Source organism: Amycolatopsis sp. NPDC051106 (assembly GCF_040682775.1).
Lineage (GTDB): Bacteria > Actinomycetota > Actinomycetes > Mycobacteriales > Pseudonocardiaceae > Amycolatopsis.
The window spans coordinates 233,224-246,824 of the sequence record NZ_JBFBBQ010000002.1 but is presented as its reverse complement, the minus strand read 5'-3'; the positions used below and the strand labels follow the sequence as shown (position 1 = coordinate 246,824).

The following is a 13,601-nucleotide window of genomic DNA, read 5'->3' as shown; positions in this document are numbered from 1 at the left end:
CGAAGGAATACTCCCCTCACAGCGGCTCCAGTCTGCCGGTTACCCCCGCCTGAACGCCAGCCGAGATCGCGCACGTCACCAGGTTGGTCCTGTAATTTCGGTCACCTCGGTCCACCAGGCGGTCACGGGGAGTGTGATCGACGTGAGCCGGTGAGGACGTTCTCAGGAAACTTCACCTACGGTCACCTCGTGCCCCGACTCCCGCTCCCGCGCACTCGCGGAGCCCGCCTCACCGCGCTCGCCGCCGTCGTCGTGGTCCTGGCCGCCGGCGCGGTCTTCTGGATCACGCGCCCCGGTGCGCCCCCGCCGGTGCCCACCCAGGACGCATTGATCGACATGCCCGCCGCGCCCGGCTCGGCGGAGCAGGTCAAGATCGACACGACCACCTACCTGCCCGCCACCGTGCCCGCCCCCGCGGTGCTGCTCGCGCACGGGTTCGGCGGGGACAAGAACAGCGTCGCCGACGACGCTCGCGAACTCGCGCGGAAGGGCTTCGTCGTCATGACGTGGTCCGCGCGCGGGTTCGGCAAGAGCACCGGCAAGATCGGCCTCAACGACCCGGACGGCGAGGTCGCCGACGCGAGCCGCCTGATCGACCGCCTCGTCGCGCAGCACCAGGTGACCACCGGCCCGGACGGCGACCCGAAGGTCGCCGTCACCGGCGCCTCCTACGGCGGCGCGCTGTCGCTGCTGCTCGCGGGCACGGACAAGCGCGTCGACGCGATCGCCCCGGTCATCACCTACAACGACCTCGCGCAGGGCCTGGTCCCGAACGCGGCCACACCCGGCCCGCAGGTCTCGGGCACCCCGGCCGCCGGTGCCTTTGCGACCGACGGCGTGTTCAAGAAGAGCTGGGCCGGCATCTTCTTCTCGGCCGGCTCCGGCGGCTCGCCGTCGGCCGAGGCACCGGAAGCCGGCCAGGCGACCGACACGGGATCCACCGGAGCCGCCGGGGCCGCGGCCGCCGTTCCCGCCGCGCCCCCGGGTGCGGGCGGAGGTCGCCAGAGCGGGCCCGCCGACCCGTGCGGCCGGTTCACCGCCGCCGTCTGCCGCGCCTACACCGAGCTCGGCACCACCGGGCGGGCGAGCCAGGCGAGCGTCGACCTGCTGCGCCGCGTCTCCCCCGTCTCGGTGACGGGCAAGATCTCCGTCCCGACCCTGCTGGTCCAGGGCGAGAGCGACACCCTGTTCGGCCTCGACCAGTCCGACGCCACCGCGCGCCAGATCACCGCGGCGGGCGGCAAGGTCCGCACGATCTGGTACACCGGCGGCCACGACGGCGGCAAGCCCGGCCCGCAGCTGCGGGCCAAGATCGCGGACTTCCTGTGGACCGCCGTCGAGGGCGGCGACCCGGGCACCGGGTTCAGCTACGACGTCCAGGGCACGTTGCGCGCCAACGGAACGCCGTCGGTCCGCACGGTCACCGCGGCCGCCTACCCCGGCCTGACCGGCCCGGCCACCGAGCGCCGGCCGCTGGCGATGAGCGGGCCCGCGCAGGCGATCGTCCGCCCGGCCGGGGCGAACCCCTCGGCGGTGAGCGGGATCCCCGGCCTCAACGGCGTCGCGAGCAGCACGTCCCGGCTGGGCGCGCTGTTCAGCAACGACCCGCCGGGTCAGGCCGCGCAGTTCACGACCGCGCCGGTGGACGCGCAGGTCGTCGTCAGCGGCTCCTCGACCGTGCGGCTGCAGGTCGCCGCGGACCCGGCGCACCCGCAGCCGGACGCGGTGCTGTTCGCGAAGCTCTACGACGTCGGCCAGGACGGCTCCCGGGTGCTGCCGGCCAACGCGATCGCGCCGTTCCGCGTGAGCGGGCTGCCGGCCGACGGCACGCCGGTCGAGGTCACCGTGACGCTGCCCGGCATCGTCCGGCCGATCGAGGGCGGGCACTCGCTGCGCCTCGTCGTCGGCACGACCGACCAGGCGTTCGCGACGCCGGCCGCGCCCGCGGTGTTCCGGGTCGCGCTGGCCGGCGGCACCGCTTTGGCCGTGCCGGTCGTGCCCGGGACGTCCGTCGGCTCGCCGGCCCCGGTCGGGCAGCTGGTGGGCATCGGCGTGACGCTGGCGATCGGGCTGGCCGCGGTGCTCTTCGCGGTGCTGCGGCGCCGCCGGGCCACCGACATCGATCCGGAACTGTCGACGACGCCGCTGGTCATCGAGGGCCTGCGCAAGGAGTACCCGGGCGGGTTCGTCGCGGTGAACGACCTGTCCTTCCGCGTCGAGCCGGGCCAGGTGCTCGGCCTGCTCGGGCCGAACGGCGCGGGCAAGACGACCACGCTGCGGATGCTGATGGGCCTGATCACGCCGACGAAGGGCCACATCCGGGTCTTCGGGCACAAGATCACCGGGGGCGCACCGGTGCTCTCGCGCATCGGCTCGTTCGTGGAGGGGTCCGGCTTCCTGCCGCACCTGTCCGGCCGGGCGAACCTCGAGCTGTACTGGGCGGCCACCGGACGGCCGGCGGACAAGGCGCACTTCGGCGAGGCGCTGGAGATCGCCGGGCTCGGCTCCGCGGTCGACCGCCGGGTCCGGACCTACAGCCAGGGCATGCGGCAGCGGCTCGCGATCGCGCAGGCGATGCTCGGCCTGCCGGAGCTCATGGTGCTCGACGAGCCGACCAACGGGCTCGACCCGCCCCAGATCCACCAGATGCGCGAGGTGCTGCAGCGCTACGCCGCGACCGGCCGCACGGTGGTGGTGTCCAGCCACCTGCTGGCCGAGGTCGAGCAGACCTGCACGCACGTCGTGGTCATGCACCGCGGCGCGCTGGTCGCCGCCGGCGAGGTCGGCGAGCTGGCCGCGGCCGGCGGCGAGGCGACGTTCCGGGTCGACGACCCGGAAGCGGCCGCGGCCGCGCTGAAGGCCGGCGGGGTCACCTCGGTCGACGTCGACGGCGACCTGGTGCACGCCGACCTCGACGGGCTGCCGCGCGCCGAGGCGGTCGCGACGCTGGTCCGCGCCGGCGTCGCGGTGGAGCAGGCCGGGCCGAGGCGCCGCCTGGAAGACGCGTTCCTGCAACTGGTCGGAGACGAGTCGTGAACACTTCGAATTCGGGCGTCCACACCGACCCGCACGCGCTCGACGAGCTGACCGACGTCGCGTCGCACGAGCACGCCGAAGTCGGGCCGGACGGCGCCGTCGCGGGCTACTCCGCCCGGCGGACGCTGCGGCTCGGCGTCGAGCTGCGGCGCCAGCTCAAGCGGCGGCGAACGCAGTTCCTGCTCGGGTTCGTCGCCCTCCTGCCGTTCATCCTGGTGATCGCGTTCGAGGCCGGGCAGTCGAACCCGAACCGGCGCAGCGGCGGGTTCGTCGACCTGGCCACGGCGTCCGCGCCGAACTTCGTCGTGCTGGCGCTGTTCGTGTCGGGCACGTTCCTGCTGCCGATGATCGTCGCGCTGTTCTTCGGCGACACGATCGCGAGCGAGGCGTCGTGGTCGAGCCTGAAGTACCTGCTGGCCGTCCCGGTGCCGCGGCACCGGGTGCTGCGGCAGAAGGCGATCGTGTCGGGGCTGTTGTCGGCCGCGGCGCTGGTGCTGCTGCCGCTGGTGTCGCTCGGCGTCGGGGTGCTCTGGTACGGCGCGGGCGACGCGATCAGCCCCACCGGCGACGCGGTGTCCTTCGGCGACAGCCTGCTGGCCATCGCTCTGTCCACTGTGTACATCATTCTCCAGCTGGCCTGGGTGGCCGGCCTGGCGCTGGCCCTGAGCGTGTCGACGGACGCCCCGCTCGGCGCGGTCGGCGGCGCGGTGCTGGTGGCGATCCTGTCGCAGATCCTGGACCAGATCACGGCGCTGGAGGGCCTGCGCAACTACCTGCCGACCCACTACGCGTTCTCGTGGATGGACCTGATCTCGACGGACGTGGACTGGACGAATCTGGCGAGCGGGATGCTGTCGGCGGTGATCTACGGGACGGTGTTCTTCCTGTACGCGGGGCGGCGCTTCGCCCGGAAGGACATCACGAGCTGACGTGGGCGGCGGGCGGCGGATCCACGCCGCTCGCCGTCGCCGGCCGGACCGCGCCGGGGTACGGTCGGGCGCGTGCCGATCACCCTGGACAGCCACCACGACGTCGCCGTGCTGCGGATCGACCACGGCAAGGCCAACACCCTCGACACCGACTCCTGCCGGGAGCTCGTGCTCCGGCTCGAGGAGGTCTCGCAAGCCCGCGCCGTGGTGCTCACCGGCACCGGGCGCATCTTCTCCGCGGGCGTCGACCTCAAGCGGATCCACGACGGCGGCGCGTCGTACGTGTCGGAGTTCCTGCCGCTGCTGTCGGACGCGCTGCTGGCCGTGTTCGGCTTCCCGCGTCCGGTGGTCGCCGCGCTGAACGGGCCCGCCATCGCCGGGGGTGCCGTGCTCACCGCCGCGTGCGACCACCGCGTGCTCGGGCCCGGTGGCATCGGCGTGACCGAACTGCTGGTCGGGCTGCCGTTCCCGCTGGCCGCGCTGGAGATCCTGCGCTGCGCCTACGGCACGGCGCCGCTGCCCGCACTCACCTACTCGGGCGAAGTCCACCGCGGCGAGGACGCCCTCGCGCGCGGGCTGGTCGACGAGCTGGCCGCGCCGGACGACGTCGTCGAGCGGGCGCTGGCGGTCGCGACCCGGCTCGGCGAGCTGCCCGCCGAGGCGTTCGGGCACACGAAGGCCCAGATCCGCCAGCCCTTCCACGAGCGGATCGCCGAGTACCGCCACACCGACGACCCCGAGGTCGAGCGGCTGTGGCGGGCACCCGCGGCGCTGGCCGCCGTCAAGTCCTATGTGGACAAGGTGCTGCGCTAGGCGGCGCGGACGCCGCTCTCGGCGAGGGCCTTGATGCCGTCGACCGTCTTCTGCATGTTGCCCTGCAGCTCGCCCAGCCGCATCGCGACGATCTCCTCCTCGTGCTCGGGCATCGAGCCGATGATCGTCGTCAGGTTGGACGGGCCGGGGCCGATCTGGGCCCACTGGCGGAGAATCGTGCCCTCGCCGTCGGGGACGAGCTCGAAGCGCCACGACGCGGCCGGGTTCGTCACGTCCATCACGGCCCACGCGAACAGCCGCCCGGGCTCGTAGCCGGTCACGGTCGAGACCGTCTCCCACTCCCCGGCGACCGGGTGGGAGTTGCGGCCGCGGAACTGCGCGCCCAGGCCGGGCTCGGCGCCCTCGACCCAGCCGCCGCCCTGGAACTCGGTGGAGAACCGGGCCGGCAGGTCGATGTCCAGCAACCAGGACCAGACCTCGGCCGGTCCCGCGTCGATGCGGACTTCGACCTGCGTCGTCGGGCAGTCGGAAACCTTCATGGCGGACCCCTCGCTCGATGCCGGTGCCTACGGGATCGGACCGTAACGTCGCGCTGATCGGCCGGACAACTCGCACGGTGCCCGCGGGTGCGCACGGCGGAGGACGCGCGCGCCACCCGCCGAAAGTCGGATTCTGACCGATGCTGCGCCCGGACAGCCGATTGCCGACCGCCGCCGGTTCTGTGAGGGTCCCACGGTGGGATCCGAAGCCGGGGAGGGTGCGTCCATGCGCAGACTGTTCACCGCCGTCGCGGCGGCCGTGCTGGCCGTGGTGGGGCTCGCGCCCGTCGCGAGCGCGGGGCCGGCCGACATCGAGGCCGCCCTGCGGAAGGTCCCCGGCCTGACGATCGTCAAGGAGGACCCGGCGCCGGCCGGGTTCCGGTTCTTCGAGCTGACCTTCACCCAGCCCGCCGACCACCGCCACCCCGGCGCGGGCACCTTCCAGCAGCGGTTCACCCTGCTGCACCGCGACTTCGCCGCGCCGACGGTCGCCTTCACCAGCGGTTACAACGTCAGCACCGCGCCGAACCGGTCGGAGCCGACGCAGATCGTCGACGGCAACCAGCTCTCGATGGAGTACCGGTACTTCACGCCGTCGCGCCCCGAACCGGAGAACTGGGCGAAGCAGCTGACGATCTGGCAGGCCGCCGCGGACGAGCACCGCGCGGTGCAGGCGTTCAAGGCGATCTACCCGGGCAAGTGGCTGGCCACCGGCGGCAGCAAGGGCGGCATGACCGCGACGTACTTCCGGCGCTTCTTCCCCGACGACGTCGACGCGACGATCCCCTACGTCGCGCCCAACGACGTCATCGACCCCGTTGACGTCTACAACCGGTTCCTGTCCCGGGTCGGTGACGACCCCGGCTGCCGGGACGCGCTCAAGGCGATCCAGCGCGACGCGCTGAAGCGGCGGGCCGAGCTGGGCGTGATCGCCGCGGCGGACGCGGCGAAACGCGGGCTGACGTTCTCGATCGTCGGCTCGGCCGACAAGTCCCTCGAAATCTCGGTGATCGACTCGTACTTCGCGTTCTGGCAGTACCAGAAGCAGGCGGACTGCGCGACGGTGCCGGCGCCGGGAGCGCCCGCGGCCGACGTCTACGCCTGGTACGAGAAGGTCGAGAGCCTCAACACCTACTCGGACCAGGATCTGGCGCCGTACGTCCCGTACTACTACCAGGCGGCCGCGCAGCTGGGTTCGCCCGAGGCGTACGACGGCTACCTGCGCGACCTGCTCCGCTACCCCGGCGCCGACCAGCCGAAGACGTTCGTGCCTTCGTCGGTCAAGATCCCGCGGTTCGACTACCTGGCCATGCCGGACATCGACTTCTGGGTGAAGTCCCGCGGCACCCGGCTGCTGTTCGTCTACGGCTCGAACGACCCGTGGGGCGCCGAGCCGTTCGAACTGGGCTTCGGCAGCCGCGACTCGTACCGCTACTACGTGCCGGGCGGCAACCACGGGTCGAAGATCGCGCAGCTGCCCGCGGCCGACGCCGCCGCGGCGACCGCGACCGTCCGGCGCTGGGCGGGGTTGTCCCCCGCTTCGGCGTTGACAGCCCGGAGCGCGCCGGCCGGGTTCCCGGACTTCGACGCGGACCTCACCCTTTCGGCGCGGCCACCACTGTGACTTCCCCTCAGGCCGGGCGTAGTCTCACGGCACCTTGACGGCCCGGCCTGAGGAGGCGGCATGCCTCGTCCCGTCCACTTCGAGATCCACGCGGGTGAGCCCGAACGCGCGGTGGCCTTCTACACGGCGGTGTTCGGCTGGAAGTTCGAACGCTGGGGTGACGTCCCGTACTGGGTGATCACGACGGGCGAAGGCGACGGCATCGACGGCGGGCTCGTGCCCCGGGTCGGCCCGGCCCCCGAGGACTCGGCGCCGGTGCACGGTTTCGTGAACACGGTCGACGTCGCCGACCTCGACCACGCGCTCGCCGCGGTGGCCGAGGCGGGCGGATCGCTGGCGCTGCCGAAGAGCCCGGTGCCGGGGGTCGGCTGGCTGGCGTACGTCAAGGACACCGAAGGCAACATCCTCGGCATGCTCCAGCCGGACTCGGAAGCGCCGGCACCGGCTTAAGGACGTTTCGCCTTCGGCAGCCTCCGGACGACGTCGTCGTAGGAGACGTCGATGAGTTCCTCGAGCTCGGCGTCGGGGACACCGGCGCCGAGTTCGACGCGGTTCCAGCCGTAGCGGCCGAGGTAGTCCATGACGGTGACGGCGTCCGGGTACCGTTCCCGGATCTCGGCGGCCTCGTCCTTGGTGGCACCGCACTTGACGGCGACGCTGCCGGGCTCGTCCTGCCCGATGAAGGCGAAGCCCTTGCCCCCGACCTTCGCGACGAGCACGTGGTCGCCGAAGGGATAGGTCTCCTCGGCCCCGGGCTTGCCGAGGCAGTAGGCGACGACGGCGTCGATGTTCACGACTCGAGCTTCACGAGTTCGAGATCGGTCTGCGGAAAGTCGTCCCCGATGCACAGCAACGGTTCCCCGGCTATCTTGGCCGTGGCGTAGGTGTAGCAGTCACCCATGTTGAGCTTGGCCGGATGATGCCCTTTCCCGTATTGGCCGAACGCGTCGATGGCGACCTCCGCGTGCTCCTCGGTGAACGACACGGTGGCGATGTGGTTGTCCTGCAAGAACCTCGCCAGTACGAGGCGGCCCCGTCCGCCCAGTCTCGTAGTCAGGACGATGCCGACCTCGACCAGGGTCGGCGCTCCGATCTTGGCGTCACTCGCTTCGGCGAGGCGTTCCTCCAGTAGCTCGTGGTCCGGTTCGCGGCGAAGAATCGCGACGATCGCCGAGCTGTCGATGATCACACGCCCTCCGGCCCGAAGCCGAGGATCTCTTCCCATTCGTCCTTGGGGATCGGCTTCCCCAGCTCCTCGGGCGGGATCAAGGGCCAGATCTCCTCCTCCAAGACCCGTCGCATCCGCTTCAGCCGCTCTTCGGTGTTTTCCTGCTTACGGAGTTGATCACGCCGCAAACGCAGCGCCTCCCGGACGGCACCGGTCTTCGTGTCGCCGGTCAACTCGGCGACCTCGGTGGCCAGTCGCTCGGCCTCCGGGTCCTTGATGTTCATCGCCATGGTGTAATCATACCGCGCAAGGTGTAATACTCGATCGAGTGACCGGTGTCACTTGATGCCGGCCGCGTCCATTCCGCGCAGCTCCTTCTTCAGGTCCTGGATCTCGTCGCGCAGCCGGGCCGCCAGCTCGAACTGCAGGTCCCGCGCCGCCTGCATCATCTGGTCCGTCATCTGCTGGATCAGGTCCGCCAGCTGGGCGCGCGGCATCGCCGAGACGTCCTTGTCGACCAGCATGCCCGAGCTGCGCACCCGGTCGCCCTGCTCCGGCTTCTTGCCGCGGGAGGAGTTGCGGCCCGAGCCGCCCACCGAGACCTGCTCGGTGTCCTCGGCCTCGCTGTAGACCCGGTCAAGGATGTCGGCGATCTTCTTCCGCAGCGGCTGCGGGTCGACCCCGCGCTCCACGTTGTAGGCCACCTGCTTCTCGCGGCGGCGGTCCGTCTCCTCGATGGCGTGCTTCATCGAGTCGGTGATCTTGTCCGCGTACATGTGGACCTCGCCCGACACGTTTCGCGCCGCGCGGCCGATCGTCTGGATCAGGGACGTCCCGCTCCGGAGGAAGCCCTCCTTGTCCGCGTCGAGGATCGCCACCAGCGACACCTCCGGCAGGTCGAGACCCTCGCGCAGCAGGTTGATGCCGACCAGCACGTCGAAGTCGCCCGCCCGCAGCTGGCGCAGCAGCTCGACCCGGCGCAGGGTGTCGACCTCCGAGTGCAGGTAGCGCACCCGGATGCCCAGCTCCAGCAGGTAGTCCGTGAGGTCCTCGGACATCTTCTTCGTCAGCGTGGTGACCAGGACGCGCTCGTCCTTGTCCGCGCGCTCGCGGATCTCGTGCACCAGGTCGTCGATCTGGCCCTCGGTCGGCTTCACGACCACCTTCGGGTCGACCAGGCCGGTCGGCCGGATGACCTGCTCGACGAACTCGCCGCCCGCCTGGCCCATCTCGTACGGCCCCGGCGTCGCCGACAGGTACACCGTCTGCCCGATCCGGTCGGAGAACTCCTCCCAGGTCAGCGGCCGGTTGTCGACCGCGCTCGGCAGCCGGAAGCCGTACTCGACCAGGTTGCGCTTGCGGGACATGTCACCCTCGTACATGCCGCCGATCTGCGGGACGGTCTGGTGCGACTCGTCGATCACCAGCAGGAAGTCGTCCGGGAAGTAGTCGATCAGCGTCGCCGGCGCGGTGCCCGGCCCGCGGCCGTCGATGTGGCGCGAGTAGTTCTCGATGCCGGAGCAGAACCCGACCTGCCGCATCATCTCGATGTCGTAGGCCGTGCGCATCCGCAGCCGCTGCGCTTCCAGCAGCTTGCCCTGCTTCTCCAGCTCCGCCAGCCGGTCTTCGAGCTCCTTCTCGATGCCCTGGATCGCCTTTTCCATCCGCTCCGGGCCCGCGACGTAGTGCGTCGCCGGGAAGATCCGGACCTCGTCGACCTCCTTGACGATGTCCCCGGTCAGCGGGTGCAGGTAGTAAAGTTTTTCGACCTCGTCGCCGAAGAACTCGACGCGGATCGCCAGCTCCTCGTACGCCGGGATGATCTCGACCGTGTCCCCGCGCGCCCGGAACGTGCCGCGCGCGAAGGCGATGTCGTTGCGCGTGTACTGCACGTCCACCAGCGCCCGCAGGAAGACGTCCCGGTCGAGCTGCATGCCGACCGCCAGCTTCGACGACCGGTCGAGGTAGGACTGCGGGGTGCCCAGGCCGTAGATGCAGGACACGCTCGCGACCACGATGACGTCCCGCCGCGACAGCAGGTTCATCGTCGCCGAGTGCCGCAGCCGCTCGACGTCGTCGTTGATCGACGAGTCCTTCTCGATGTACGTGTCCGTCTGCGCGATGTACGCCTCGGGCTGGTAGTAGTCGTAGTAGCTGACGAAGTACTCGACCGCGTTGTGCGGGAAGAGCTCGCGCAGCTCGTTCGCCAGCTGCGCGGCCAGGGTCTTGTTGGGCGCCATCACCAGTGTCGGCCGCTGGACGCGCTCGATCAGCCACGCCGTGGTCGCCGACTTGCCGGTACCGGTGGCGCCCAGCAGCACGATGTCCTTCTCGCCCGCCCTGACCCGGCGTTCGAGGTCGTCGATGGCCGCCGGCTGGTCACCGGCGGGCTGGTAGTCGCTGACCACCTCGAAGCGGCCGCCGGTCCGGGGGATCTCCGAGACCGGGCGGAAGTCGGACTGGGCGAGCACGGGGTGTTCGGTTGCGAAAGCCACGTCGACCAGAGTAAGCCGACCCACCGACAATTTCCGTCGGGCCTGGTCAGCGGGGCCGGGAGACCGTGACGGAGATGACTTCGCCGCCGGTCACGGCGCAGTGCGGGACGGCGCCGGCTCGTCTCCCGGAGCGCGAGGCCGGCGCTCGGCCCGGCCCGGCGGCCTGGGTTTCGGCGCACGGGAACTCCCCGAGCACCTCCGCGACCTCGGCCTCGGTCGAGGCCGGCGAAGGTCTCGCGGCCCGGTCGGGCCGGCCGTCCATCGTCATCGCGTTGTCACTTCAGCAACTGCAGTCACAGCAGGAACAACAGTCGCAGCAGCCGTCGCAGCCGGCACAGTCGCAGCCGCCGGTCGAGCGCGGTTTGCCGCTCCACGGGCCGGGAAAGGGATCGCGGCAGCAGAACTGGCAGGTGCAGCACATGTAGGGGGTGAGTGCGCAGCCGAGGAAGAAGTTGCGCTTCTTCGGCGGGACGGCGAACTTCGGGTACCAGAGGCCACCGCCCTTGCCGTCGAGCGACTCCGGACCACCGGAATCGCCCGGCCCGCCGGGACCACCCGGGCCGCCAGGACCTCCCGGCCCACCGGGACCACCCGGGCCGCCCGGGCCACCGCCGCCAGGGCCACCCGGGCCGCGGCCGCCGGGCGCACCCGGCGGCGGGACCGGGCCGGGCGGCGGAAAGCCGTGCGGCGCACCGGCTCCCGGACCACCCGGAGGCTGGTGCGGGTACTGCTGCGGAGCCGGCCCCCGGCCGATCCAGCCCGGCGGCGGCTGCTGCGGGTGCTGCGGCGGGGTGGGTCCCGGCCCGATCCACCCGGGCGGCGGCTGCTGCCCGGCAAGGCCGCCCGGCCACTGTTCGCCGGCCGCGAACGCCGCGCCGGACCCGGCACCGGAAGCCGAGCCGTGACCATGCGCCGAGCCGTGTCCGAACGCGCGTCGCACCGCCTGCCGCAGCTCGTGGACCAGCAACGCGTGCACCAGCCCTGGCTCCGCGAACTCCGCTTCCCGCAACGCCAGTTCGACCCCGAGCGCCGCGTCGTCGCACAACCGGCGCGCCTCCTCCAAGGAGGTTCCGGTCGCCCGCAACGGGTTCCAGGCGCCCGCCGCCGCGTCGGCCGCGTGGTCCTCGACCGCGTCCAGCAGGTGCGCCACCCGGCCGAACAGCCGGCCGGCCTCCGCGAGCGGGGCCACGTTGCCGGGCCGCCCGGCCAGTTCCGCCGTCCGCGCGAAAGCCGCGGACGTCGCCAGCTCGGCGGGCTCGGTCGCGAGGAGCGCCGAGTCGCCGAAGCGAACGGAATGCTCCAGCTCCCCCTGCCGCTCGACGGCTTCGGTGAGCACCGACGTGTCGAACCCGATCCGGCCGCCGGTGCTGCTGCCCTGCGCCGCCCAGCGGGCCGCGACCCGCCGCGCGGCCATGGCCACCGGACGGCGCCCGAACGCGCCGTCGCGGTCCTCGACGTGGTCGCCGACCTTCGCCGCGGCCAGCACCAGCGACACCGCCGCGGCGAGCTGGGCACCCTCGCCGCGCGCCACCGAGGTCGAGCGCATGCCCCGCAGCGGGCACGGCCCGGCGTCCCGGCGCTGGTCCGCGCGAGGCGTCTGCGCCTCGACCAGCGCGGAGATGATCAGCCCGTCGTAGTTGGTGACGACGCGGGCCAGCTGCCCGTGCTCGTCGCGCAGCGTGAGGCACAGCCCGCACAGGTGCGCGACCCAGTCCGCGTGCAGGCGGCCGGACAGCCGGTGCCGGCACGGCCTGATGATCCCGAACATCCCCAGTCCCCTCGGCTCCTCTGATCGTCGGCGCACCCTAGCCCGAACGAGTGGCGCGCGCGTCGCGTATACGCGATTCGTGACCTGCCCGGCAGGATGACCGCATGGCTGAACTGCACGCGCCGAAGGTCGAGCTCTTCGACCCCGCCGAGCGCGCGAACATCGACCCGAAGGGCATCCGCCGGGAGGTCGAGGAATACCGCGAGGAGCCGTTCGGCCTGTACCTCGCGCGCCCCACCCCCGGCCGCGCCCAGTTCCACTACCTCGAGTCCTGGCTGGTGCCCGGGCTCGGGCTGCGGTTCACCGACTTCTGGTTCTCCCCCGGCCACGAGCGCGACCAGGACTTCTACCTCGACGTCGTCCGCGTCCGCCGCGACGGCCCGCGCTGGGTCGCCACCGACCTCTACGTCGACCTGGTGCTCAAGGACAAGCTGTCCCTCCGCGTGATCGACACCGACGAGCTCCTCGAAGCCCACGCCGCGGGCCTGCTCTCCGCCGAAGACGCCGAGTACGCGCTGAAGACCACCTACGCCGCGGTGGAAGGGCTGGCCGCCCACGGCTACGACCTCTCCGCCTGGCTGTCCACGAAGGACATCACGCTGACCTGGCGCCGGCACCCCTAGGCCGAGTAGTAGGCGAGGAACATGTCCACGCCGCGGCTGATGAGGTCGTGGGTGCGCTGCTCGCCGATCCGTTCGCCGTAGGCGGCGTGGGTGAAGTGCGGGTAGAGGACCAGCGCGTAGAGCTGCACCAGGGCCAGGTCGACGTCGGGGATGGCGAGTTCGCCGGCCTCGATGCGCTTGCGGAACTCCCCGGCGAGGATGGCGGACGTCAGGTCGGGACCGTTGGCCTTCCACGCCTGGCCCAGCTCGGGGAACCGCTGCGCTTCGCTGGCGACGAGCGCGCGTAGCGCCAGCACCTGCGGCTGCGCCATTCCCGCCACCCAGCCCGTCGCCGTCCGCACGAGGATCTCGCGGATGTCGTCGGACTCGGCCAGGCTCTTCTCCAGCGCCAGCGTCGACTGCTGGAGCGCTTCCTTGAGCGCGTCGTGGATGACCGCGTGGAACAGCTCGCTCTTGCTGCCGAAGTGGTTGTAGATCGTCACCTTCGACACGTCGGCCTGCCGGGCGATGACGTCGATGCCGGCTTCGAAGCCGCGAGCCAGGAACGTCTCGCGGGCGGCGTCCACGATCGCCCGGCGCTTGAGGTCGGCTCGCTCGCCGGAAGGGGCACGCCGTCGCGTCTCGGTCATCGCCGCAGCATACCAA

At 71.7% G+C, this 13,601-nt stretch carries 14 protein-coding genes; 6 read left to right on the top strand and 8 right to left on the bottom strand.

Annotated features, from left to right (window positions below; all coding sequences use genetic code 11):
* Positions 1-189: 189 nt before the first annotated feature.
* The 3 genes from AB0M83_RS02875 (at position 190) to AB0M83_RS02865 (ending at position 4,778) form a co-directional block, all read left to right on the top strand.
* Positions 190-3,036, top strand: a complete 2,847-nt coding sequence (locus AB0M83_RS02875) for an alpha/beta fold hydrolase (RefSeq protein ID WP_364511491.1) — start codon at positions 190-192, stop codon at positions 3,034-3,036.
* Positions 3,033-3,965: an ABC transporter permease subunit gene (locus AB0M83_RS02870; protein ID WP_364511488.1), complete on the top strand. Its 933-nt coding sequence runs from the start codon at positions 3,033-3,035 to the stop codon at positions 3,963-3,965. Before AB0M83_RS02875 ends, AB0M83_RS02870 begins: the two co-directional genes overlap by 4 nt.
* Before the next feature lie 72 nt (positions 3,966-4,037).
* Positions 4,038-4,778 (top strand): enoyl-CoA hydratase/isomerase family protein, encoded by a 741-nt coding sequence (locus AB0M83_RS02865; protein WP_364511485.1) that lies wholly within the window; start codon positions 4,038-4,040, stop codon positions 4,776-4,778.
* Here AB0M83_RS02865 and AB0M83_RS02860 read toward each other — a convergent pair.
* Complete coding sequence (locus AB0M83_RS02860) at positions 4,775-5,278, bottom strand: SRPBCC family protein (protein WP_364511483.1); 504 nt, start codon at positions 5,276-5,278, stop codon at positions 4,775-4,777. The two genes, AB0M83_RS02865 and AB0M83_RS02860, sit on opposite strands and share 4 nt — an antisense overlap.
* 226 nt (positions 5,279-5,504) lie before the next feature.
* On the opposite strand from AB0M83_RS02860, the gene AB0M83_RS02855 reads away from it, so the two are divergent.
* Both AB0M83_RS02855 and AB0M83_RS02850 read left to right on the top strand, forming a co-directional pair.
* Positions 5,505-6,902 (top strand): S28 family serine protease, encoded by a 1,398-nt coding sequence (locus AB0M83_RS02855; protein ID WP_364511480.1) that lies wholly within the window; start codon positions 5,505-5,507, stop codon positions 6,900-6,902.
* A 60-nt stretch (positions 6,903-6,962) separates the two neighbouring features.
* Positions 6,963-7,352, top strand: coding sequence for a VOC family protein (locus tag AB0M83_RS02850; RefSeq protein ID WP_364511477.1), 390 nt, complete (start codon positions 6,963-6,965; stop codon positions 7,350-7,352).
* Here AB0M83_RS02850 and AB0M83_RS02845 read toward each other — a convergent pair.
* Genes AB0M83_RS02845 through AB0M83_RS02820 form a run of 6 tightly spaced genes read right to left on the bottom strand, consistent with a single transcriptional unit; the run spans position 7,349 to position 12,333 of the window.
* Positions 7,349-7,696 (bottom strand): MmcQ/YjbR family DNA-binding protein, encoded by a 348-nt coding sequence (locus tag AB0M83_RS02845; protein WP_364511474.1) that lies wholly within the window; start codon positions 7,694-7,696, stop codon positions 7,349-7,351. The two genes, AB0M83_RS02850 and AB0M83_RS02845, sit on opposite strands and share 4 nt — an antisense overlap.
* On the bottom strand, positions 7,693-8,091 hold the full coding sequence (locus AB0M83_RS02840; RefSeq protein WP_364511471.1) for a type II toxin-antitoxin system VapC family toxin: 399 nt from the start codon (positions 8,089-8,091) through the stop codon (positions 7,693-7,695). Before AB0M83_RS02840 ends, AB0M83_RS02845 begins: the two co-directional genes overlap by 4 nt.
* Entirely contained in the window at positions 8,088-8,360 is a 273-nt protein-coding gene (locus tag AB0M83_RS02835) for a type II toxin-antitoxin system VapB family antitoxin (RefSeq protein WP_364511468.1), read from the bottom strand. Before AB0M83_RS02835 ends, AB0M83_RS02840 begins: the two co-directional genes overlap by 4 nt.
* Positions 8,361-8,408: 48 nt before the next feature.
* Positions 8,409-10,565, bottom strand: a complete 2,157-nt coding sequence (gene uvrB, locus AB0M83_RS02830; RefSeq protein WP_364511465.1) for an excinuclease ABC subunit UvrB — start codon at positions 10,563-10,565, stop codon at positions 8,409-8,411.
* Between the two features lie 46 nt (positions 10,566-10,611).
* The gene (locus AB0M83_RS02825) at positions 10,612-10,833 is read right to left on the bottom strand and encodes a hypothetical protein (protein ID WP_364511462.1); all 222 of its coding nucleotides are present in this window, start codon (positions 10,831-10,833) and stop codon (positions 10,612-10,614) included.
* A 12-nt stretch (positions 10,834-10,845) separates the two neighbouring features.
* Positions 10,846-12,333, bottom strand: coding sequence for a DUF5685 family protein (locus AB0M83_RS02820; protein WP_364511459.1), 1,488 nt, complete (start codon positions 12,331-12,333; stop codon positions 10,846-10,848).
* A 104-nt stretch (positions 12,334-12,437) separates the two neighbouring features.
* Between AB0M83_RS02820 and AB0M83_RS02815 the strand changes: the two genes are divergently transcribed.
* Complete coding sequence (locus tag AB0M83_RS02815) at positions 12,438-12,956, top strand: DUF402 domain-containing protein (protein WP_364511456.1); 519 nt, start codon at positions 12,438-12,440, stop codon at positions 12,954-12,956.
* Here AB0M83_RS02815 and AB0M83_RS02810 read toward each other — a convergent pair.
* Positions 12,953-13,585, bottom strand: coding sequence for a TetR/AcrR family transcriptional regulator (locus tag AB0M83_RS02810; protein WP_364511453.1), 633 nt, complete (start codon positions 13,583-13,585; stop codon positions 12,953-12,955). The genes AB0M83_RS02815 and AB0M83_RS02810 overlap by 4 nt on opposite strands.
* Positions 13,586-13,601 lie beyond the last annotated feature (16 nt).

Bases quoted from the DNA above. Each gene is read 5' to 3' on its own strand.
- AB0M83_RS02860 (WP_364511483.1), bottom strand. From the start codon at position 5,278: ATGAAGGTTTCCGACTGCCCGACGACGCAGGTCGAAGTCCGCATCGAC.
- AB0M83_RS02855 (WP_364511480.1), top strand. From the start codon at position 5,505: ATGCGCAGACTGTTCACCGCCGTCGCGGCGGCCGTGCTGGCCGTGGTG.
- AB0M83_RS02850 (WP_364511477.1), top strand. From the start codon at position 6,963: ATGCCTCGTCCCGTCCACTTCGAGATCCACGCGGGTGAGCCCGAACGC.
- AB0M83_RS02835 (WP_364511468.1), bottom strand. From the start codon at position 8,360: ATGGCGATGAACATCAAGGACCCGGAGGCCGAGCGACTGGCCACCGAG.
- AB0M83_RS02825 (WP_364511462.1), bottom strand. From the start codon at position 10,833: ATGACGATGGACGGCCGGCCCGACCGGGCCGCGAGACCTTCGCCGGCC.
- AB0M83_RS02820 (WP_364511459.1), bottom strand. From the start codon at position 12,333: ATGTTCGGGATCATCAGGCCGTGCCGGCACCGGCTGTCCGGCCGCCTG.
- AB0M83_RS02815 (WP_364511456.1), top strand. From the start codon at position 12,438: ATGGCTGAACTGCACGCGCCGAAGGTCGAGCTCTTCGACCCCGCCGAG.
- AB0M83_RS02810 (WP_364511453.1), bottom strand. From the start codon at position 13,585: ATGACCGAGACGCGACGGCGTGCCCCTTCCGGCGAGCGAGCCGACCTC.